General features: G+C 46.2%; 27 protein-coding genes, 1 tRNA gene and 1 other annotated feature. Of the genes, 18 read left to right on the top strand and 10 right to left on the bottom strand.

Translation table 11 applies throughout. The features are described 5' to 3' along the window. The first annotated feature begins 91 nt into the window (after window positions 1-91). Both H0G69_RS07025 and rpmG read left to right on the top strand, forming a co-directional pair. Window positions 92-2,158, top strand: coding sequence for a peptidoglycan D,D-transpeptidase FtsI family protein (locus H0G69_RS07025; RefSeq protein ID WP_048345328.1), 2,067 nt, complete (start codon window positions 92-94; stop codon window positions 2,156-2,158). 144 nt (window positions 2,159-2,302) lie between these two features. Then, window positions 2,303-2,452: a 50S ribosomal protein L33 gene (gene rpmG / locus H0G69_RS07020; protein WP_033935278.1), complete on the top strand. Its 150-nt coding sequence runs from the start codon at window positions 2,303-2,305 to the stop codon at window positions 2,450-2,452. A 7-nt stretch (window positions 2,453-2,459) separates the two neighbouring features. Here the strand turns inward: rpmG and H0G69_RS07015 are convergent, their stop codons facing one another. Further along, on the bottom strand, window positions 2,460-2,627 hold the full coding sequence (locus H0G69_RS07015) for a hypothetical protein (protein WP_006499977.1): 168 nt from the start codon (window positions 2,625-2,627) through the stop codon (window positions 2,460-2,462). Between the two features lie 179 nt (window positions 2,628-2,806). Between H0G69_RS07015 and H0G69_RS07010 the strand changes: the two genes are divergently transcribed. The 5 genes from H0G69_RS07010 (at window position 2,807) to H0G69_RS06990 (ending at window position 5,794) form a co-directional block, all read left to right on the top strand. Next, window positions 2,807-3,361 (top strand): 5-formyltetrahydrofolate cyclo-ligase, encoded by a 555-nt coding sequence (locus H0G69_RS07010; protein WP_180304533.1) that lies wholly within the window; start codon window positions 2,807-2,809, stop codon window positions 3,359-3,361. 2 nt (window positions 3,362-3,363) lie between these two features. Continuing rightward, window positions 3,364-4,026, top strand: a complete 663-nt coding sequence (locus H0G69_RS07005) for a rhomboid family intramembrane serine protease (RefSeq protein ID WP_006499975.1) — start codon at window positions 3,364-3,366, stop codon at window positions 4,024-4,026. Further along, window positions 4,023-4,262 carry a YqgQ family protein gene (locus H0G69_RS07000; protein ID WP_006499974.1) on the top strand — a complete coding sequence of 80 codons (240 nt, stop codon included), beginning with the start codon at window positions 4,023-4,025 and terminating at the stop codon, window positions 4,260-4,262. The genes H0G69_RS07005 and H0G69_RS07000 overlap by 4 nt, the downstream gene beginning before the upstream one ends. A 38-nt stretch (window positions 4,263-4,300) precedes the next feature. Continuing rightward, window positions 4,301-5,275, top strand: a complete 975-nt coding sequence (locus H0G69_RS06995; protein WP_006499973.1) for an ROK family glucokinase — start codon at window positions 4,301-4,303, stop codon at window positions 5,273-5,275. Between the two features lie 93 nt (window positions 5,276-5,368). After that, entirely contained in the window at window positions 5,369-5,794 is a 426-nt protein-coding gene (locus H0G69_RS06990; protein ID WP_225431384.1) for a rhodanese-like domain-containing protein, read from the top strand. 54 nt (window positions 5,795-5,848) lie between these two features. On the opposite strand, the gene H0G69_RS06985 is transcribed toward H0G69_RS06990, so the two are convergent. Beyond that, window positions 5,849-6,025 carry a DUF3042 family protein gene (locus H0G69_RS06985; RefSeq protein WP_006499971.1) on the bottom strand — a complete coding sequence of 59 codons (177 nt, stop codon included), beginning with the start codon at window positions 6,023-6,025 and terminating at the stop codon, window positions 5,849-5,851. A gap of 87 nt (window positions 6,026-6,112) precedes the next feature. Between H0G69_RS06985 and miaA the strand changes: the two genes are divergently transcribed. Beyond that, window positions 6,113-7,036 carry a tRNA (adenosine(37)-N6)-dimethylallyltransferase MiaA gene (gene miaA / locus H0G69_RS06980; protein WP_039945797.1) on the top strand — a complete coding sequence of 308 codons (924 nt, stop codon included), beginning with the start codon at window positions 6,113-6,115 and terminating at the stop codon, window positions 7,034-7,036. A 204-nt stretch (window positions 7,037-7,240) separates the two neighbouring features. Next, window positions 7,241-8,584 carry a type I glutamate--ammonia ligase gene (gene glnA / locus H0G69_RS06975; RefSeq protein WP_006499969.1) on the top strand — a complete coding sequence of 448 codons (1,344 nt, stop codon included), beginning with the start codon at window positions 7,241-7,243 and terminating at the stop codon, window positions 8,582-8,584. A 113-nt stretch (window positions 8,585-8,697) separates the two neighbouring features. Here the strand turns inward: glnA and H0G69_RS11090 are convergent, their stop codons facing one another. Continuing rightward, entirely contained in the window at window positions 8,698-8,829 is a 132-nt protein-coding gene (locus H0G69_RS11090) for a hypothetical protein (RefSeq protein WP_006499968.1), read from the bottom strand. A 199-nt stretch (window positions 8,830-9,028) separates the two neighbouring features. Here H0G69_RS11090 and H0G69_RS06970 point away from each other — a divergent pair, with 199 nt between their 5' ends. The 3 genes from H0G69_RS06970 to H0G69_RS06960 are packed head-to-tail and all read left to right on the top strand — an operon-like array spanning window position 9,029 to window position 11,496. Then, a complete protein-coding gene (locus H0G69_RS06970; RefSeq protein WP_006499967.1) occupies window positions 9,029-9,913 on the top strand; it encodes a hypothetical protein in 885 nt (294 codons plus the stop codon). After that, complete coding sequence (locus tag H0G69_RS06965) at window positions 9,903-10,943, top strand: hypothetical protein (RefSeq protein WP_034540496.1); 1,041 nt, start codon at window positions 9,903-9,905, stop codon at window positions 10,941-10,943. The genes H0G69_RS06970 and H0G69_RS06965 overlap by 11 nt, the downstream gene beginning before the upstream one ends. Before the next feature lies 1 nt (window position 10,944). Next, window positions 10,945-11,496, top strand: coding sequence for a dUTP diphosphatase (locus H0G69_RS06960; RefSeq protein ID WP_033935194.1), 552 nt, complete (start codon window positions 10,945-10,947; stop codon window positions 11,494-11,496). A 660-nt stretch (window positions 11,497-12,156) separates the two neighbouring features. Here the strand turns inward: H0G69_RS06960 and H0G69_RS06955 are convergent. After that, window positions 12,157-12,230, bottom strand: a tRNA-Arg gene (locus H0G69_RS06955). A 200-nt stretch (window positions 12,231-12,430) separates the two neighbouring features. Between H0G69_RS06955 and H0G69_RS06950 the strand changes: the two genes are divergently transcribed. From H0G69_RS06950 to citX, 5 genes are all read left to right on the top strand, one after another. Beyond that, entirely contained in the window at window positions 12,431-13,066 is a 636-nt protein-coding gene (locus H0G69_RS06950) for a TetR/AcrR family transcriptional regulator (RefSeq protein ID WP_033935193.1), read from the top strand. 110 nt (window positions 13,067-13,176) lie between these two features. Next, window positions 13,177-13,247, top strand: a sequence feature (ribosomal protein L21 leader region). Between the two features lie 16 nt (window positions 13,248-13,263). Beyond that, window positions 13,264-13,572: a 50S ribosomal protein L21 gene (gene rplU, locus H0G69_RS06945; protein ID WP_006499564.1), complete on the top strand. Its 309-nt coding sequence runs from the start codon at window positions 13,264-13,266 to the stop codon at window positions 13,570-13,572. 12 nt (window positions 13,573-13,584) lie between these two features. After that, window positions 13,585-13,905, top strand: coding sequence for a ribosomal-processing cysteine protease Prp (locus H0G69_RS06940; protein ID WP_006499565.1), 321 nt, complete (start codon window positions 13,585-13,587; stop codon window positions 13,903-13,905). Between the two features lie 29 nt (window positions 13,906-13,934). Beyond that, window positions 13,935-14,216: a 50S ribosomal protein L27 gene (rpmA, locus tag H0G69_RS06935; protein ID WP_006499566.1), complete on the top strand. Its 282-nt coding sequence runs from the start codon at window positions 13,935-13,937 to the stop codon at window positions 14,214-14,216. Window positions 14,217-14,313: 97 nt separating this feature from the next. After that, window positions 14,314-14,853, top strand: coding sequence for a citrate lyase holo-[acyl-carrier protein] synthase (citX, locus tag H0G69_RS06930; RefSeq protein ID WP_048345333.1), 540 nt, complete (start codon window positions 14,314-14,316; stop codon window positions 14,851-14,853). 57 nt (window positions 14,854-14,910) lie between these two features. On the opposite strand, the gene cysK is transcribed toward citX, so the two are convergent. The 6 genes from cysK to H0G69_RS06900 all read right to left on the bottom strand — a co-directional run bounded on the left by cysK (window position 14,911) and on the right by H0G69_RS06900 (window position 20,462). Then, on the bottom strand, window positions 14,911-15,837 hold the full coding sequence (gene cysK / locus H0G69_RS06925; RefSeq protein WP_180304532.1) for a cysteine synthase A: 927 nt from the start codon (window positions 15,835-15,837) through the stop codon (window positions 14,911-14,913). 13 nt (window positions 15,838-15,850) lie between these two features. Further along, window positions 15,851-16,672: a homoserine O-acetyltransferase/O-succinyltransferase family protein gene (locus H0G69_RS06920; RefSeq protein ID WP_180304531.1), complete on the bottom strand. Its 822-nt coding sequence runs from the start codon at window positions 16,670-16,672 to the stop codon at window positions 15,851-15,853. A gap of 350 nt (window positions 16,673-17,022) precedes the next feature. Further along, entirely contained in the window at window positions 17,023-17,886 is an 864-nt protein-coding gene (locus H0G69_RS06915) for a 1-acyl-sn-glycerol-3-phosphate acyltransferase (RefSeq protein WP_006499570.1), read from the bottom strand. Next, window positions 17,883-18,851: a glycosyltransferase family 8 protein gene (locus tag H0G69_RS06910; RefSeq protein ID WP_180304530.1), complete on the bottom strand. Its 969-nt coding sequence runs from the start codon at window positions 18,849-18,851 to the stop codon at window positions 17,883-17,885. Before H0G69_RS06910 ends, H0G69_RS06915 begins: the two co-directional genes overlap by 4 nt. Window positions 18,852-18,862: 11 nt before the next feature. After that, entirely contained in the window at window positions 18,863-19,723 is an 861-nt protein-coding gene (locus H0G69_RS06905) for a glycosyltransferase (protein ID WP_180304529.1), read from the bottom strand. Beyond that, a complete protein-coding gene (locus tag H0G69_RS06900; protein WP_180304528.1) occupies window positions 19,689-20,462 on the bottom strand; it encodes a lysophospholipid acyltransferase family protein in 774 nt (257 codons plus the stop codon). The genes H0G69_RS06905 and H0G69_RS06900 overlap by 35 nt, the downstream gene beginning before the upstream one ends. A 124-nt stretch (window positions 20,463-20,586) precedes the next feature. Between H0G69_RS06900 and H0G69_RS06895 the strand changes: the two genes are divergently transcribed. Next, window positions 20,587-21,177: a TetR/AcrR family transcriptional regulator gene (locus H0G69_RS06895; RefSeq protein WP_180304527.1), complete on the top strand. Its 591-nt coding sequence runs from the start codon at window positions 20,587-20,589 to the stop codon at window positions 21,175-21,177. Window positions 21,178-21,180 lie beyond the last annotated feature (3 nt).

The raw sequence follows: 21,180 nt of genomic DNA, 5'->3' as shown, positions 1-21,180 counted from the left end.
AAACTCTTGAGGACAATCTTGCAGTTCGATTCGGTCGTGCTGCAAAAAATTTGTTAAAATAGACTTATTCTGTCTAAGGAGATTATTAAAATTGAAGTTCTTAAATCGCTTTAAGGGCATCTTCGATCAACGCAAAAAGAGCAAAAAAACCGCGCAATCCGTGATTCCATCGCGATTGAACTTTTTGCTATGGGTCGTAGCGCTCCTTTTACTGGCCTTGGTTGCCCGCTTGTTTTATCTGCAGGTGCTGAATGGATCATCTTTTAAGGCTGAGGTTAAAAGCTCGGATACGACCGTGCAGACCAACAATGTTCAGCGGGGGATGATCTATGACTCATCTGGCAAGGTTTTAGTCGGCAATCAGGTCCATCAGGCAATTACCTATACTAAAGGCGCTGACGTTACCAGTGCGGATCTGTATAAGATCGCCAATCGCCTCGGTAATTACGTCAACGTTGGCACTAAGACCAAGCTGACGCAGCGTCAGGCAGAAGACTACTATCTGGCCGACAGCGATAATCTAAAGGCGATTGTCAAGAAGCTGCACCTGTCCAGTCAGGTTACCAGCAATGGTCAATACAACAAGGCATTGGCCTACTTGAACAAGCATCCAGAAGTCTACAAGCTGACCAAGCTGCAGCAGAATAAGGCGCGGATCTATGCTGCGATGAGCGGCGCCTACTCGCTGTCGACGACCTATATCAAGTCAACCGGCGTTACCGCTAAGGAATTGGCTGAAGTCGGCGAGCATCTGAGCGAAATGCCAGGGGTTAAGATTGGGAAGGCCTGGACGCGAAATTATCCACAGGGTAAAGACATTCAAACCTTAACCGGGACGCTTTCATCTGGGCTGCCAAGTGATGAGCTGAACTCCATGCTTGCTCAAGGATACTCACGAAACGATGACGTTGGGCAAAGCTATCTGGAAAAGCTCTATCAATCGACTTTAGCCGGCTCGAAATCGCAGACTGAGGTTATGACGACTGGCAATACCACCAAAGAAAAGGTTAAGTATGCCGGCAAGAAGGGTGACAACCTGGTCTTGACGATTAATTCCAAGTTCCAAAAGCAGGTTCAAAGCATTCTGGAAAAGAACTACTCATCAGCTGGGATCGCTTATTCAACCGGGGTCTATGCCGTCGTAATGAATCCAAATACCGGCGAGATCTATGCAATGGCTGGGATTGACCGGGACCCAACGACTGGCAAGCAGACTACCGATGAGATCGGGGCCATCAACCATCCGATTACAATGGGATCGGTTGTTAAAGGGGCCATGATCATGGGTGGCTTTATGAGCGGTGTCATCACGCCAAGCAACAATACCTTGACCGATATGCCGATCAAGCTGGCCGGGACCAGTGCCAAGACTTCTTGGTTCAACAAGACTGGTAGTGCCAACATTGCCTTGAATGCGGCCACGGCTTTGGAAGTTTCATCCAACTCGTACATGATGCAGCTGGCCATGAAAGAAGGGGGCATGAAATATGTCTCTGGTGGTGCGATTGACCTTGACCCATCGATCTTTACCAAGCTGCGCTACTACTTCAAGATGTTCGGCTTAGGGGTTAAGACAGGGATTGACTTGCCAGGCGAAAGCTCGGGCTATGAGGGTCCTTCCAAACAGTCCAACATCGGTTCGGCACTTGACCTTTCGTATGGTAACTACGATGGCTATACAACGATTCAGCTGGCTCAGTACATGTCCACGATTGCCAATGGCGGCTATCGGATGCGGCCGTACATCGTTAAGCAGGTGCGGGGAACCAACAAGGATGGTTCGCTGGGAGCCATTGAATATACTACTAAGCCGGAAGTCTTGGGAACCATCCCAGCCACTGCTGCCGAATGGAAGATCGTCAAAGAAGGTCTCTATGATGTGGTTCACGGCTCAAGTACCTACATTACTGGTAAGAAGCTGGCTAGCGATACGCCATCGATCTCGGGTAAGACTGGTACGGCCGAAACGTTCTACAAGAACAACAGCACGGTTACGCTCAGCTTTGCCGGCTATGCACCATCTGATAATCCACAGGTCGTAGTTGCCCTGGCTATTCCAGGCGCAAGCAACTCTGATGGCGGGGCCAACCTGACGATGGCTTCGCAGATCTTTAAGGCCTTTTGGAAAGATGTTAAGAGCTCGAAAGATTATCAATAGAGCTGTAAATAATAGCTGTCAAGGGAATTTCCTTAACAATCTTGGACAAAACTCTGGTCAAAGCAGCGAATTGATGATATAGTTGTACGAGTTAGGGTTACGAATAACCAATTAAATCTGAAAAAAGTTTGGAGGTTGCCACCAATGCGTGTAAACATTACTCTTGAATGTACTTCATGCCACGAACGGACTTACTTGACCAGCAAGAACCGTCGTAACAACCCGGACCGTCTTGAACTGAACAAGTACTGCCCACGGGAACGCAAGGTTACGCTGCACCGCGAAACCAAGTAATTCAAAGCTAACCAAGACTCAGCTGCTGACTGGCAGTTGAGTCTTTTTTCTTTTCAAAAAGAAGCATGTCTGGCTGCTGATGCATCTTCTTAGCTTGATGATGACCTCTGATTATGATGCTGATCTGAAACGCTTGGTTGTTGAAGAAGGCGTTTGGCAGATCAATCGTTGGCATAGCTGGCCTTTAAGCTGAAGACTGCTTTTATGGATTGGGGGAAGCAATTTGGTATTTTGGTGCAAATTATGCGAACGGTTGCAATTTTTGCGCAAAAACGCTTGCATAAATTGCCATTAGCGGTGATAATTACTTTTTGTAAACGTCTGTCAATACGTTTTACGGAGGGAGAGAGAAAATTGACACATTCAAAAAAGGAAATGCGCAAGGCGTATCTTGCCCGGCTGCAGCAGCTGGATCAAAATACGCGGCTGCGCGAACAGCATCGCCTAGCGCAAAAGCTTTATGATCTGCCGCAGTGGACCAATGCCAAGACGGTTGCACTGACCATGAGCCAGTCGTTTGAGCTGGACACGGCACCGCTGATTCTGCATGCCAGGCATGAGGGAAAAAGAGTGCTGGTTCCGCGCACGTTGCCGAAAAGACAAATGGAGTTTGTTCAAATTGATGAGGATACCGAATTTGAAGAAACTGGATTTGGCGTCTTGGAACCATTGGCAGGGAAGGCCTTGCAACCACAGGAGATCGATCTGATCGTTGTACCAGGAGTGGCCTTTACTGCTGATGGCAAGCGGCTGGGCTTTGGCGGCGGCTATTACGACCGTTACTTGGCAAACTATTTAGGCCAGACGGTTTCTTTGGCCTTGACTACACAGTTGGCTGATGCAGCTGAGTGGCCGGTTGAGGACCATGACGTTATGATTGGTCAGGTCGTTAATCTAGAGCAGGAATAAACATGAAAGAAGCATGGCAAAAAGCACCGCTTACCAGTCTGATCATTTTGATTCAAGTCATTATATTCATCTTGATGACATTGGCGGGCGGCTCGACTAATTCCCAAGTGCTGATTGAATTTGGCGCGCGCTATACGCCGCTGATCAAGGCAGGAGAATGGTGGCGCTTGATTACGCCAGGATTCGTGCACATTGGACTCACGCATCTGGTAGTCAACAGCGTAACGCTTTATTTTATCGGCATGTATATTGAAAATCTGTTTGGGCACTGGCGGTTTTTGGCGATTTATCTAGTAAGTACGCTGATGGGTAATCTGGCCAGTGCGGTCTTTTTGCCACAGTCAATTTCTGCTGGTGCCAGCACTGGTATTTTTGGCCTGTTTGGCGCCTTTTTGATGCTGGGACTGGCCTTTTGGGATGAGCCGGCAATTCATTCGCTGGCCCATCAGTTTTTAATTTTGGTGCTGCTTAACCTGGGAACCGACATCTTGGTACCGGGAATCGATCTGGCCGGTCATCTAGGCGGCCTTTTAGGTGGCTTCTTTATGGCGGCTGTGGTTGGCGCACCGCGTTTGGGCAGGATGGACTTGCTAAAACGCTTTCTAAGTGGCACTATATTGATTGTAACGATTACAGTTTTTTTGGAAATGGGATTGCTAAAATGAAACCAATTCGTGAGATTCGCACGCTATATGATGTTCAACAGCTTTTAAAACGTTTCAACGTCTTCGTCTACGTTGGCAAAAGGCTTTGGGATATTGAGCTGATGGCTATCGAAGTTGACAATCTTTATCAAGCAGGTGTCTTGGACAAGGATTTGTACATGCAGGCTAAACTGGTTTTAAGAAAAGAGCATCGCATTGAAGAAGAACTGAATCAAAAAAACAAATCGCCTTATTGAGGCAAGGGATTTATTGAGGTTAAAGGAGAAATTAGAGCATGAACAAGAAGTTAATCGGTGTTGACCTTGGTGGGACTACGATCAAGTTTGCTATTTTGACGGATCAAGGCGAAATCCAACAAAAGTGGTCGCTGCGGACTAACATTTTGGATGAAGGTTCTCACATCGTTCCCGATATTATTGAATCCATCAACCATCACATTGATCTGTACAAGATGGACCGCAGCCAGTTTATCGGGATCGGCATGGGGACGCCAGGAACGGTTAACCGCGAAGAAGGAACGGTCATTGGCGCCTACAACCTGAACTGGAAGACGCTGCAGCCAGTCAAGGAACAAATCGAAAAAGGTACTGGCCTGAAGTTTGCTCTGGACAACGATGCCAACTGTGCCGGCCTGGGCGAACGTTGGAAGGGTGCTGGCCATGAGGGTGACGATGTGGTATTCATTACGCTGGGAACTGGCGTCGGCGGTGGGATCATCGCTAACGGCAAGCTGGTTCATGGTGTCAATGGTGCTGGTGGTGAAGTTGGCCACATTATCGTTGAACCAAACGGCTATGAATGTACCTGCGGCAACCACGGCTGTCTGGAACAATACGCTTCGGCTACCGGGATCGTTCACCTGGCTCAGGATGCTGCTGAAGAATACGAAGGCAACAGCCGTTTGAAGGCCATGATCGACAATGGCGACGAGATTACGGCCAAGATCGTCTTTGACCTGGCTAAGGAAAACGACTTTTTGGCAAACGAAGTCGTTAAGAAGGTTACGTACTACCTGGGGCTGGCATGTGCCAACATCAGCAACACGCTGAACCCTGAAACGGTGGTGATCGGCGGTGGGGTTTCCGCAGCTGGTGAATTCCTGCTTAAGCGCGTTCAGCAAAACTTCCAAAAGTTCGCCTTCCCAACGGTACGGACTTCCACGCAGCTTAAACTGGCTCAGCTGGGCAACGATGCCGGCGTGATCGGGGCTGCTTCATTGGCGCTTGACTTTATCGCTGATGAAAAATAAACTATTTATTTGAAAGCTATTAAAAGGCAAGGAAGCACGTTTAATACGTGATGAATTGCCTTTCTTAAATTAAAACAAGCATGTTTGGAGGAAATTGTTGTGGTACTGGGAATGAGTTCGGGATGGTTGATTTTTGACATCATCGTATTGGCAATTTTGATTGGCTGGGGAGTAAGTGCTGGGATCAGTGCTTATCGGCGCAAGCATTATGCCACGGTGCTGGATGAAGATGCCTTCCGTGAGGGCATGCGTAAGGCGCAGGTGATTGATCTGCGGCAAAAGGATGCTTTTGATAAAGGGCACATTTTGGGCGCCCGCAGTCTTCCATACATCTATCTCAAGCAGCAGTATGGCGAACTGCGGCCGGATCTGCCGGTTTATCTTTATGATGACGGCATGCAGCTGAGTACGCAGGCCGTGACTTTCTTGGCCAAAAAAGGCTACCGTAAGCTCTACATCTTAAAGGGCGGCTACGCGGAATGGCACGGCAAGACGAAGAAAGCCAAATACGCTGACTAGATAACAAAAGGCTGTTGCAAGCTTGCAACAGCCTTTTTTATAATCTTAAGAGAATTACAGTTGGTGAGAAGAGCGTCCCTTGCGAGTAGCAGCGCGACGGTTCTCATCAAAACGATTTTCTTCTTCTTCGATGGGCTTAACGACCGTCTTGTGGAAAGCTGCTACGCTGCCTGCTACGGCACCGAGCGTCGTTAAGGTTCCCAGGATAAAACCACGTGTAAATTTTTTCAAAAGAGTAGCCCCCTTTATGTCATTTGGCTTTATTATGACCGATTTTTGATTGATTTACCAGTAATTTAAGACAAGGAAGTGTTAAATTTGACTAAAGCAATTGCGATCGTTGGTCCTACTGCAGTCGGCAAGACCGCGCTGTCGATTCAATTAGCTCATCATTTAAACGGCGAGGTGATTTCAGGCGATTCGATGCAGATCTATCGCCATTTGGATATCGGCACGGCCAAGATTACGCCAGCGGAAATGGAGGGCGTACCGCATCATTTGATCAATATTCGCGACCTCAACCAAAGATTCTCGGCTGCTGAGTTTCAAAAACTGGCCAACGAACAGATTGAACAGATTGAACATAAAGGGCATTTGCCGATGATCGTTGGCGGAACCGGATTTTACCTGCAGACGCTGACGGAAAATCTGGCATTGGGCGCGGATCATTTTGATGAAGAATCACAAAGAATCCGTGACTACTGGCATAAAATTGCAGAGCAGAATGGTTCTGAATACGTTTGGCAGCAGCTGCAGCAGAAAGATCCTCAGGCGGCTGCTCAGATTCCAACGGGTAATTTGCGACGCATCATTCGAGCTTTAGAGGTCATTGAAAAAACCGGTCATCTTTTTTCGCAGCAGACTCAGACTAAAACGGCAAATGATTTTTTGCTGATCGGCTTGACGACAGAACGTTCGGTTTTATATGAACGAATCAATCAGCGGGTCGACTTGATGATTAAAAATGGTCTGATAGATGAGGCACGCTGGCTGTATGAACAGGGCGGCGAAAACTATCAGTCTGGCAAGGGAATCGGCTATCGTGAGCTGTTTTCGTACTTTAAGGGTGAGACAACGCTTGACGATGCGGTAGCTAAAATTAAGCAGGATTCCCGTCACTATGCCAAGCGTCAACTGACCTGGTTTAGAAATAAGATGAACATTCAATGGTATGATCTGGTTAGCGGTCGGAATACGACTAATGAAATTGAAGCCGTCGTTAAAAACTGGTTAAAAAATTAAAGTTAAACGTTAGTCAAACTAATTAATCAACGCGATCGACTGTGAAAGCCCTATCAAAAATTGACTTATTCTCCTTCAATTGGTAGGCTATTAAAGTAATCAGAGGGAAGGCTGAACATAAGCATTAGCAATGACCAATCCCTTAATTGGTCTAGCCATCTGAAACTAGTTGTGAAGTAGCAATCGTGGAAGGAATGGAATAAAATGGCAAAACACGTATTCACTAAAGAAGAAGTTCATGAATTGGTTGAAAAGGAAAACGTTCATTTTCTGCGGGTAATGTTCTCAGATCTGTTTGGTACGACTAAGAGCGTGGACCTGCCTGTCAGCCAATTAGACAAGCTGATGAACAACAAGATGATGTTTGATGGCTCTTCAATTGACGGCTTTGTCCGCATCAATGAAAGTGACATGTACCTCTACCCTGACATGTCAACTTGGCTGGTCTTTCCTTGGGGTGAGGAACACGGCAAGGTAGCCCGCGTGATCTGCAGCGTGCACATGACTGATGGTACGCCATTTGCTGGTGACCCACGCAACAACTTGATCCGCGTTTTAGACGACATGAAGAAGGCAGGCTTTACTTCATTCAACATTGGTCCGGAACCAGAATTCTTCTTGTTCAAGACTGATGAAAAGGGCAATCCAACGACTGAAGTAAACGACAACGAAAACTACTTTGACATGGAGCCTGCCGATGCTGGTGAAAACTGCCGTCGCGACATCGTTTTGGCACTGGAAAAGATGGGCTTCGACGTTGAGGCTGCGCACCATGAAGTTGCTCCTGGCCAACACGAAGTCGACTTTAAGTACGCTAATGCTCTGGAAGCTGCCGACAACATTCAAACGTTCAAGTTTGTTGTTAAGTCAGTTGCTAAAAAGCATGGTCTGCACGCTACGTTTATGCCAAAGCCATTGTCCGGCATCAACGGCTCTGGGATGCACACCAACATGTCACTGTTTGACAAGGACGGCAACAACGCCTTCTACGATGAAAAAGGCGAACTGCAATTGTCTGACACGGCCTACCACTTCCTGGCTGGTATCTTGAAGCACGCGCGCGCACTGACGGCAATCTGCAACCCAACCGTTAACTCTTACAAGCGTCTGGTACCAGGCTATGAAGCACCGGTTTACGTTGCATGGTCTGCATCTAACCGTTCACCATTGATTCGGATTCCAGACGACCGCAAGATGGGAACGCGAGTTGAAATGCGTTCCGTTGACTGCACGGCTAACCCATACCTGGCAATTGCTGCTATTTTGGAAGCCGGTCTGGACGGTCTGCGCAACAACCTGACGCCAATGAAGGAAGTTACGGAAAACATCTACATGATGACGCCAGAAGAACGTGAAGCCAAGGGCATTGAGGATCTGCCATCCAACCTGCACAACGCTTTGAAGAGCCTGCGTGCTGATGAAGTCGTTCGTGAATCGATGGGCGAACACCTCTACAAGAACTTCTTTGAAGCCAAGACGCGTGAATACGACGGTTACCGTCAACACGTTTCTGACTGGGAACGTGACAAGTACATGCTCCAATACTAATTTGTGTTTTGCCAAAAAGGCCTGCCAAGCTGCAGGTCTTTTTATTTTAGCGATGAAAAAAACGCAGCGTTGCAAGTGACGCTGCGTTTTTTAAATCAGAATCGTGACAAAAACTATTCACTGAGCTTTTTGGCATCTGCATCCAGCTTAGCGAAGCCTGAACCACTAGGCTTTTTGTTGCCACGCTTTTCCATAGCCTTGCGGGCCATTTCTTTTCGTTCTTGCTTACTCAACTTACGTGCCATAATAGTTTCGCCTCTTTTCTTGACATTCAAGTAGTCCACATATGTGTAATACTCGAACAACTATATTATAGTCATTCTGGATAAATTTGCAACCGTTATCGCCAATGGTAAAGATTTTGCAACTACCTGGATTAATCGCTTTAAAAGTTGTCAAAAATCCGCTAAGATTAAATCAGTATTAAATTAAGGAGTTAAAGCTATGGCAAATGTTGAACAGACAAATGGTGCGCTTGATGTAAGCCAAGCAATCAATAAACAAATTGCTACTAAGATCAAGTATCTGCAAGAATTGGAAACCGCGGTCGATCATCATGATGACTGCAAGGTATATCAATTGCTGGACAATCAACGCTATGCTGCTGAAATCGAGCATCGCGAGCAGCAGCCGAATGAACAGGGCGTAATGAACCTGGTCGATGATCTGGCTGATCAGTTGAGCAATTTTTTGAGTGCCAACCTGATTCAATATTTGGGCAAGGCCTATCCATTCTTTTACTACGAGGAATACCAGACTGGTCACTACCGCATCTATTTTGGGAATTGGTGGGATCGGCGGCGGTTTGGCGAATTAGACGTGCTGAATATCCGCTTTGCCTTTGATCAGGAAGAATACCAAAAGCTGGCGCGCGCGTTTGAGCTGAGCAAGCAAAACAAGCGCTATAACAGCGATCGCATCGAACAGATCTCCAGTGAAAACGATCGTCTGCAAAAACTGATCGATAATCGTCAGGAACGTGAGCAAAAGCGAGCCGAACTGCAGAGTCAGCTTAAGGATGCCAGTGCGCACAGCGGTTTGTTTGAATCCAATAAAAACCGTGAAGCACGGCAGGTAATCGTTGAACAGATCAGCAAGTTGGAAGATGAAGAACAAGAATCGCGAACTGCTGCTGATACGATCAAAGAAAATGAGCGCGTAGTCCTGGATCTGTCCAAGGAAAACACAATCTTGAGCTACGAACAAAAGAGTATTGTTGATACGTTTGGCACGTTTGAGGACTTTGAACTGGCCAATCGGAATCTGTATGCCAGCTATCTTAAGAGCCTAGGCGGCAAGCAAGCGGGGGTGAGCGCAGATGAGCAATAATCAAATGATCTCAACGGCGGCCGATCGCGTTCGCTCGCTCAGTGATTCGATCGCCCAAGGCCTGGAAGTTGGTCAACGCTATGTGGCTCTGCTTAATCAGCTGACTTCGACTAAGGATCCGAAAGAACTGCTTGCGGCAACGGAAAAATTGGAAGGGCTCAGCCTGGAAAATGCATTTGTCAAGTTCCCACAGCACTATCAGCTGGCCGACTACTATCTGCTTTTAATGGCGCGGATGCTGGAATTAAACAATGAGTCTGGCTTGACAATCGAAGAAAATGATATTCACCATCAGCTGTTGGCCAAGATTTCGCCAATGGAAGATCAAGAGCGATTTACTTTTGAGATTGATCCGCGTAATGGCGGGGCCTTCTTTGCCGAGCAGCATCATCATGAGCCACTGTTTTATCTGAATTTGAAGCACCAGATTCTGAAGTTCAGCAATCGGGCACTGGTTGACTTTTTCATCGTGCGTCAGACGCAGAAATTTAGTGATCTGGATCTGCAAGCCGTGGTGCAGCCAATGATCAAGTTTGCTCTGCTGCTGGAAAAACAGCTGGACTTCGTGATTGACCTGGGCATCTTAGAAACTGGCAATGGCGCACGGTTCCGTCTGCAAAAACCAGATCTGCCGCTGACGATTATCGATCGCTTGTTTGTCAAGACCACGGATACCGACTATATGCTGCTGAGCCTGCCGCAAAACAATGGTGCCGAATTGCGGCTGGATCAAAACGTCCGTCTGCAATTGGCTTTTGATCCGGATGACTACAGCCAGGAATGGAGCTTTCGGGTATTAGACAGCGAGGAGCGCGTTTCATTTTTTGATGTCTTGCTGCACTATCCGCTGGTTCGCGAATGGTATCTTGACAACCGTGAATTTTTAGCAGTCCGGACCGATGCAATGATTTTTGCTGCTGATGAGCCGGAAAATCTGACGATGACGACGCCTGATCAGCCAGCCAGTCAAATCGAACAGCCGACTGCTGATTTGGTTGAAACAAAAGAAGCAGAAGAAAAGGAAGATTAGTTTGTTAGATATTACTAAGTTGCTGCACGAATCAATTGAATTTGACTGGCAGCTGGATGAGGATCATGATATTCAACTTGGCGCCGAAGCTCGCGTACAAAACGTTTTTACTGCCTTGGACGTTGAGCTGGCAGAGATTGCCAATGCCGCGGAATGGTTCAAAGTGTGGAAGGAACATCAAGGAAAGCAGCTTCCCGGCCGGACGCATCATCAGACGGTATTAGAAGAATACGTTGACGCGCTGAATTTCTTTTTGCTGTTTAGTGCCAAGAAGCAGTGGACGCATCTGATCGTGTTGGATGAGCAAATGCTGACCCGGATCAAAAATGGCAAACCGGCTGAAAAGGTACCAGATTGGAATAAGGAATATCTGGCAATTAAAAACTTCTTATATGGCAGCTACTTCAATCATCGGCAAGAAGATTTCCGTCATGCCTGGCATCTGTTCTTAAAGCTGGGGCTGGTTGATTTTGGCTTTACTGAAGATGAAATCATGGCAGCCTATGAAGAAAAGCTGAAGATCAATATTCAGCGTCAAGAAGACAACTATTAAGTCAATCAAGCTCGCTAAAGCCGTACGTCATGCTTTTGCGAGCTTTTTTGCAGGATCGCAAAAGAAAGGCAGCGCTGATTATAATGCTTTAAGAACCGGTTTGTCAGGGACCAGCTGTTTCTTCAGATAATAAAAACGACATTCGCCATTTGACGGATGCCGTTTTTGTTGATAAGGAAAGGCGATGCTTCTTGCCGTTAAGCTATGGGACTTAGCGGCGGGGATTTTATTGCCAAAAGATTTGACCAACTACAGATAAAGAAAGAATCAACGAAATGATAAAGAGTGGCAACGTTTTGTGATCCCATCAAAAGCATTGTCTATATGTTTCATTATTGTTACTTTTATTAAAAAATGCAATAGTTTTGTAACACAAAACTATATCTTAATAAAATCTTAAACTTTTTTGCTAAATAGACTAAAAAGAGATTTTTTAGATGAACGTTTATGAGACAAAAAACATCGCTAATCAAATTAATTAATGATTAGCGATGTTTTCTTTAAATGAGATATATAACCAATACCGTTTAAGATAATTGTAAGGGTAACATAAAGGCAACAAAAGATTTTATTTACCAACAGGCAGGCTATGAAATGGTAATTCAAAAGGCTGACATAACAGTATTTTGAGTGGTAATGATGCCTTATGATTTTTACTAATGGGGCAAGTGGGAATCGAACCCACAACCTTTGGTTTAGAAGACCAATGCTCTATCCAGTTGAGCTATTGCCCCAGACCTAATTAAGTATATTATATTCCACGAAAATGTCAATAATACAGTTGATTAGACCATTGCAAAACCTTTTATGTTAATGGAAGTCTAATTTATTGACAAAGCGCTTACATCGTTTTAATCTAACGGTAGAACAAGTTTGTAGACCAGCTACATGTTTTAACCTAAAGAGCGTTTTTTAGATTGGAGGCGTAGTGTCAATGACGGGCAGCAAGGTTGATCCTCGTGTAGTTAAGACCCGCAGTAGTCTCCGCAAGGCACTTGTATATCTGATGAAGCATGAGAAGCTTGAAAACATCAGCGTCCAAAAGATTACTGAAACGGCAAATATTACTCGAGGTACATTTTATCTACATTATAAGGACAAACGCGACTTTATCAAATCAGCAATGAATGAGATTCTGGATGATCTGTTTGCACAAATTATGGTTGAGCGCCAGATCTCAACTTCTGGCAACTCAGTTCAGGTGCTGTCTTTAAATGAAGCCTTTCAATGCATCGAAAACAGTGCAGAAGTCTTTGATGTCTTATTGAATAATGAACGCAATGATTTCTTCTATGCACAGCTCTACGATCGCCTTTGCCAGGAATTAACGAAATATGCCAAACAGTTGGATAGTGAATTTGACGATTTCGATGTTCCAGTCAAAATGCAGGTTTCATTTTTGGCATCCGCCGTGCTGGGCGTAATCAAAAGCTGGTTGCAGGATGGAATGATCTATACGCCACGCTATATGACGCAAAGCATGATGAAGATGCTGCAGCAGTTCAGCGGTGAGGGAATGCTTTTAACCTCGTTTTTTGATGGTAAGGTCAAGTCAGCCTTAGAAATCTAGTAAAAAATCACCGAGCTTTTTGGACTTGGTGATTTTTATTTTGTTGTGGCTTGATTTTTATTGACGCAATCAAAATGTTTTGATATGATATTAGCGTTGTATTTGTGAACCAACAACTACAACCGCACGCAACCGAGTTTTAAAAGCTTCGGCTGCTCGGCCGGCGAGTCTTAGAAATTAAGGAGGTGCACAAACTGATGTACGCAATTATCGTTACTGGCGGCAAGCAATACAAGGTAGAAGCAGGTCAAGCTATCTACGTTGAAAAGCTGGACGCAAAAGAAGGCGAAAAGGTAACTTTTGACAAGGTTATCTTTGTAGGCGGCGACGACGTTAAGGTCGGCACGCCATTTGTTGACGGTGCTACTGTTGAAGGTACTGTTGACAAGCAAGGCAAGGAAAAGAAGGTTGTTACCTTCAAGTACAAGCCAAAGAAGCACACCCACACCAAGAAGGGTCACCGTCAACCATACACTAAGGTTACGATTGACACGATCAACGCTTAATGGGGTGATTCAATGATTCGCGCGGTTTTTCATACCAATCAGGATCATGGAATAGCTTCGTTTGAGATGACTGGGCATGCCGATCATGGCGATTATGGACAAGACATTGTCTGTGCTGCGGTTTCTGCTTTGGCAATCGCAACGGTCAATGGCTTGGAAAGAGTCGTCAAGCAGCCTGCTACGATTACGGCAGATCATGCGAATGGCGGTTTGCTTAAGGTCAGCTCAATTGATCCGGGACACGATTCCCAGATTTTAATGCAGACATTCTTGGAAGCCATGCTTGACATTCAAGAACAGTATGCTGAAAATATTGACATAAAAATGTCTTAAAAACAAATTTCAAGCTGGAGGTGAAAACTATGATTATGGATCTTCAATTCTTCTCCCACCACAAAGGGGGCGGTTCGACTGCCAACGGTCGTAACTCTGCTGGTCGTCGTCTGGGAACTAAGGCTGCTGACGGTTCTGTCGTAACGGCCGGTTCTATCATCTACCGTCAACGTGGTACCCACATTCACCCAGGTGAAAACGTAGGTCGCGGTGGTGACGACACTTTGTTTGCTAAGATCGACGGCGTTGTTAAGTTTGAACGCATGGGTCGCAGCAACCGTAAAGTTTCGGTTTACCCAGTTGCCGAATAATAAAATTAAGCTCAAAGCATTTGATATTTTTATCAGCTGCCTTGAGCTTTTTTATTTGGTTGGCGCTGTCAAAGCAATTCAGATGAGGAATAATAAAATGAATCATTTATTTGAAAACGGAAAGCCGCAATCAATTCCGGCCGTCTTGGCAAACCGTGATCGACGCGTGGCCCTGCAGAATCAGCTGACGGCAAAACATCCGGATCAGACTGTGATTGCTGCTAAGCTGAATATTCCTGGACCAATCAAGAACAATCAAACGATTAGAGACTTTTTTGCGGCTGGCTTGGCAGTTTTTGAAAAACAGCTGGCCGCTAAATTTCAGTTTAGGATGGCTGAGCAATGGCTAGGGGAGTCGACAGGGCCAGAACGTTTCTATCTGGTTGATGGCCCAGCTGCGCAGGTCAAACGACTGACAACAGAATTTGAAGAGGCTCAGGCTGCTCATCGGCTATTTGATCTTGATGTTTTGAGTCGTCAAAACAATCAGACCGTTTCGATATCGCGAACTGAACTGGGACTGCCTAAGCGCCAATGCCTGATCTGTGGCCAGCCAGCCAAGGAATGTGCTCGCTCGCGACGACATTCGGTTGCTGAGCTGCAGGATCGCGTGGCAGCATTGATCGAAAATTATTGATGCAATAATAAAAGCTCCAACTTTTGAGAAATCTCAAGTTGGAGCTTTTGCTGATTTTTAGTAGTTGAACAGATCAGTGGACAGGTAGCGGTCGCCGCCATCTGGAGATACCGTTACGACCTTCTTGCCTTTGCCCAGCTGCTTAGCTAATTCAATTGCGCCATAAATGTTGGCACCGGCTGAGATACCTGGCAAGAAGCCTTCCAGACGACCGACTGCTTGACCGGTCTTAATAGCATCATCGCTGGAAACTTCAATAATGCCGTCGTAGACTTCTTGATCCAGCGTCTTAGGAATGAAACCGGCACTGATACCTTGGATCTTGTGCTTGCCAGCCTTGCCTTCTTTAAGCAGTGGTGACTCAGCAGGCTCCAAGGCGTAGACCTTAATGTTTGGATCGGCTTTTTTCAAGGCGTGGCCGATACCGCTCAGCGTGCCGCCAGTACCAACCCCGGCAACAAAAGCGTCAGGCAGATCGTCCTTGCCAAAAGCATCAATGATTTCTTGACCAGTCGTCGCTTCATGAATTGCTGGGTTGGCTGGGTTTTCAAACTGCATTGGCATAAAGTAGCCTTTGGTGTCAACCAGTTCTTGGGCTTTGGCAATTGAGCCCTTCATTCCATCGGCACCAGGCGTCAGAATCAGTTCCGCACCATAACCCTGCATCAGCTTGCGACGCTCAACGCTCATCGTTTCTGGCATGACGATAATCAGGTGGTAGCCCTTGGCAGCTGCTACGCTGGCCAGCCCAATCCCTGTGTTGCCTGAAGTTGGTTCGATGATCGTGTCGCCAGGTTTGAGCTTGCCTTCTGCTTCGGCTTTTTCAATCATTGCCAGCGCGATCCGGTCTTTGATGGAGCCAGCAGGATTGAAGAATTCCAGCTTTACGTAGACGTCGGCGGCATCTTCAGGAACAATACGGTTAAGCTTTAAAAGAGGCGTGTTGCCGATCAGCTGGTCGATTGAAGTGTAGATTTTTGACATAATTTTTTCTCCTTTAGGCAATGGTTAGTGCGTTTTGTGAATATTCAGCTGTTTTTTGCAGCCAGTTCTTAAAATACAGCTGCTGGACTTTTTCCCACTTGAATTGGGGATCAGTCAGCGTATTAATGTCTTTAAAATAATTCTTAGGCAATGCGTAGTGACGATCAGGATGGGCAGCTGTTTCCCGTTGGTATTCGGCTAATAGTGCCAGACGATCGTATTCAAGGTGGGCAAACAAAAAGTCTTGATTGTCGCTACCGGTTAGCGAAAGCAGGTAGTCATCACTAGACACGGCGTTGATCGTCAGTCCAGGCGTTTGGCGAATCTGGTCATGGTCCAGCTCGGCATAGCGTGCATGCGGTGCCGGGAAGGGAATGGTCAGGCCATTTAAAACGGGGGTTTCAACCAAAACCTCATTGTCAAAGACGCCGAAGTATTTTTTGGTCAATTGCCGTTTTTCAATGCCATACAGATAGTTGGCGGCAGCCATGGCACCCCAGCAGATGTAGAGCTGCGGGATGTTTAGGTCGACCAGCGTATCAATCAGGCGCGTGACCTCATCATGATATTCGACCTGTGCAAACGGAATCTGCTCGATCGGGGCACCCGTAATGATGAATCCTTGCAGCTGACTTACTTTGTTAAGGTCCAGCGGTTCAGAGATTTGTTGAACCAGTTTTGGGACCGGCCGATTGCGGTAGTGGTCAACGGGATAGAAAAAAGTAAGTTCAACCGTGGGATCAAGGGCCTTAAAGATTGATGAAAAACGCTGCTGAGTGGCAACTTTGTCATGCATCAAGTTTAAGATGCCGATTTTAAGACGCGGATTAGTCATCAGGTGCTCCTTTCCTAACGATTGCGATAGTTAAACAATCAGACTTTCACCGGTGAGTTTGTCATAATTTAAAGTGCGATGGATACAAAAAGCCCCACAAACTATTGCTAGTCTGCGGGGCTTTACAATCGACTGGGTTGTCGATCAGGCTGTTTATACGAATGTAAAACAAGCCTTTTCCGCAGAAAGAAAAAGGCAGCAACAAGTCATGTTCATAGCAAAGTTAGACTTAATCATGATGCACCTCTCCTTTCTGGTTATTTATCAACGCATCTTTAAACATGCCCTTATTTTACATGACATCTTACAAAATGCAAGTAGATTATCAAAAAATTATTAAAAAACGGTGATTAACCGCGCCAGCCCGCGATATCGTGCGGAGTAAAGCGATAGTCAAGTTTTTTCTGATAGGCCTTTTCATAAGCAGCCTTTTTTTGAGCATAGTCTTTTTCCATCATCAACTTGGCGTTTTCGTTGACCGAAAGCTGGGGATCTGGCCAAATCAGCGGCAGAACGTGCAACCGATAGCGGGTCTGATAAAAATCGTCGTTATTTTTTTCGGCTTTGGGCAGGTCGATGATTTCCGTAAAACAAGATATGATCGGCGCGTTGGCCCTGGCAGCGTAGTAGTAGGCACCACGCTTGACGGGACGAGGCTTGCGGTAGTTGAACCACATCTCTTGTTCTGGATAGATCAGAACCCAGTGCCCATGCCTAGTCTGCTGCGCGATTTTTTGCGGCAGCGTGCGGCCAAGATAGTTGACGTTTTTAGCCAGCGGTAAGACATCGAGATGATTCATCAAAAAGCCGATCAAGCCGCCCATTTTGAGATTGGTTTCTTGAATGACGATAAACAGGCGACGATGATTTTTTTGGGCCAGCTTGCGGATGACGGTATTATCCAGCTGATTAAAGTGATTGCTGGTAATTACTGCGCCTTGAGTTGGCGAAAGCGGCTTAAGATTTTCTAGTCCACAAAACGTGGTATCGTGGTTGAACCAGTCCGTGATTCCACGCATTGTGGTTCTGGCAATCAAGTTGTCAAAGCGAGCGCGCCAATGAGTCTGATCCTGCCAAAATTGATTAATGATATCTAGGCTTTCTGCTGAGGTCATCTGCGGGTCGTCAATTTCGACTTTTTCGTTAAAGAGGCCCTGCTGCGCGTGATCGGCAATATTGTTGATCACTTGATCGCGATGGTCGCCAATAATCATGAAAGCCGCACCTGCTCTCCTTGGTCCTGCAGCTTCTTAAACGTAACTGGATTTTTCGGCAGCTCGTCAGCGTGATTGAGCATGCTCATTAATTTTTCCCGGTCAAGCTGCTGCATGGCTGGCGTATAGTTGGCCCGCACTGTTTTGAGCTGCTGGGCGTAAGGCGTTTTTTGAGCGGCTTGCCAGAAGTACTGATCATACATCACTTGATCAAAATGCCATGGCTTGAAAAAGAGGTTGTAGTGAATCAGTTTGGGATCGTCAACACGTTCAGCAGCAAATTCATCATCTTTAGGCATGGCATTCCATTTTTCGTTCAGGTAGGTAATGCGGCCGCTGCACATGACGTTTAGATAATCTTGATCGGGAGCGATGCAGTCGACATGATATTTTTGCAGCAGATACAAGAAGTGCTGAGTAAAATCATCTTGACGCAGCTGTTTAAAATTCATCAGTAAAACGCCAGAGTTGATGTATTCAGCTGCCGGTACGCCGACTGCATTTTTGATGTAGGTCTGCATTGGAGCAACGTGTTCTACAGAATGGTCGGGGGCTGCCCCGATCAGATCGTCATTGAGTGCGATGGCAAACATTTCTGCCGGGTCGCCGTTCCAGACCGTATCGCTGTCGACATAGATTGCCTTATCGTATTGCGGGAAAAGATCCGCTAAAAACAGTCGATAAAAGATGCTGGGCGTGAAGAAATCGGCCCGCAAAAAGTTTTCTTTACGATTTTGAATGGCCCCCAGCTTGGCATCATTGATTTCATAAAAAATAATTTCAACGTTATCGCGCGTCAGACTTTTAAGATTTTGCCGCGTAGCCTGCCGCAAGCCCTGATGAACGATGATGATCTGATATTGGCGATCTGATGAGACGTAAGGCAGGAGTGATTCAATCGCTACGGCGGCATAGGGTGCAAAGTCATCGCTGATCGTATAGAAAATTGGAATTGGTTGAGACATATTGACCTTCCTTATAGTTCAGATTTAAGCTGCTGATATTCTTCCAACAGACCATCATATTCATGCAGCCGCAAATCTTTATGGACGTTGCTGATCTGCCATGGCTTAACGGTCAGAATGTGGAACCACGGGAAGAAACGGAAACTGGTGGTAAAGTGCTGAAAAACGGTGTCGTGATGAAGGCGTCGTTGATCATTGAACCGCCGCGGCGCGATCTTTTTGGCGTGCGAAAGACGGTTGATCGCGGCTTGATCCGGCATGAACATATGGCGCGTGGCAATCATACGGCGTGCCTTGACGAATAGATTGGTTGCCTTGATCTCTGGCAGATTCAAAAGCAGAATTCCTGAATTGATATAGTCGGCCATGCGCATTTGATGGTGGAAGAACCATTTGCCATAGTGATCCAGTACGCCGACGACCTGCACGCCAGTCAGATCTTGATAGTAAAAATCGTCAAAAGGCTCGCGGCAGATAACGTCATTGTCTAGATAAAGCAGGCGATCTGGCATGTCGGGAATCAAGTCGACATAAAGGCGCAGCATGGAATAGGGCGTAAAGCGGGAATTCATGTTGGCTGACGGCTGCGATTCATTGAATAATTCAGTGCAGTTGATCAGATGCAGCGTATTTTGTGGATTATAGGACTGAAGCTGCTGGGTCAAAAGATCGGCGGCTTTTTGGCTGAACGGTTCGTATTCGCGGGTTTCAGTAGCTGTTTTCATGGTAAGAACATAGATGTTTAACGGCTCTTTGACATGGTGAAGCAGAGAAAGCGTAACGATCAAGACGCCATCTTCAGCGCGGTGATCGCCACAAAATAAAATATTCACGGTTTCATCTTCTTTCTTGAACGTATTTGATGGATTCATAGCTGCTGCAGTGGGCGCGCTGGTTCATTGTGGCTTGGATCTGATCGTGCAGCCAGACCTGCTGTTTTTTAGCCGATTGGTTTTTAGCAGGGATGAACGGTCCATCAATAAAAACAGTTAGACGCGGCTTTTTCCCAAAACGCGGCTTTTGATAGGTAGTCGTCATGCAAAATGCCGGGCTTTGCGTTTTAACTGGAAAGCGAAAACTGGTGTCGGGAAAAGGGCGGATCTCAGTATAGGCAGGCCAGACGTGAGCTTCAGGATAGATGAAGACATGTCCTTGATGCTGAACGACTTTTTGGACGGCTTTTAAGAGCTGTGCAGTTTGGTGAAGCGAATTGCCAACCGGCAGCGCGCCGCCAAAAGAAAGCAGTGGGCCGATCACAGGAATCCCCCAGTTGGCTGGAGCTGCCAACGCGTAGAAATGCCGGGCCTGACCGACTAAAAACGGCATGAATACGTCGTTGATCGGCTGCGTATGATTGCCGTAGACAAAGTATCCCTGTTTTTGGTAGGGTCTCAGCTTTTCCAGGCCGATGATTCGAGTTTGCCGATAGCCATAAGTATACAGATAGGCAAACGCTTTGGCACTGCTGCGCACCATCAAAGACCAGCAGCGTTCAGCCGGCTTAGTGCGCAGCCAGCAAAAATCATCAGGCAGCTGAAAGTCTTGATGCGCGCTTTGAACTACGTCATCAGTTGGTTCGGTATAATAAATGGTTTTTACCAAACTTTTCACCTTCTAAAATTGTAGCAGTTAATTTAAAATTAACAGAAATTAGTCTAGAAGTTATTATACTCAAAAAATATTGCAAGTAAATACTTGCAATGTAGTAAAATTAAGCAGGAAAGGAGATGGGCCAATGAAAAGCAAGTCAGCCACCGATGAAAAAATCATGCAGGCGTTTGCTCAATTGGTTGAACAGCAAGGGTACAGCGCAACGACAACCGTACAGCTGGCCCAGACCGCTGGCGTTAATGAAAGTACGATCTTTCGTCATTTTGGCGATAAGCTTGGCTTGGCAACCGGGTTGATCGTCAGATATCGCAAGAGTCTGATGGACATCATAGCTGATTTTAAGCCGGTTTGGGATCTGGAAACCGATCTGATTGATTTTTCCAGATGTTTTCGAAAGCAGTGGCCTAAGCAGCATGTGATGGTAATGCTGATGAGCACGGTCAAGGACCCAGCGCAAAAGCAGAAGCTGCATGCTGCGACTCACCAGATTAAAAATGGCATTCAAGAACAGATCACGCAATATTTAGAGCAGATGCAAAACCGCGGCCGGATTCGGGAGGACGTGAATCCAGAGCAGATTGCACTAAATTTTATTTGGCTCAATATCGGCCAGTTTTGGACCAGCCGCTTTTGGGAAAACGAGCAGCACCAGCTATCAGATGAGCGCTTTTATGAACTGTCAATACGTCCATTCGTTCATCTCTTGACGACTTAATGG

Source organism: Limosilactobacillus mucosae (assembly GCF_013423865.1).
Classification (GTDB): Bacteria; Bacillota; Bacilli; order Lactobacillales; family Lactobacillaceae; genus Limosilactobacillus; species Limosilactobacillus mucosae.
Note: the sequence above shows the minus strand (reverse complement) of the source record. Positions and strands in the feature narration are given on the sequence as shown.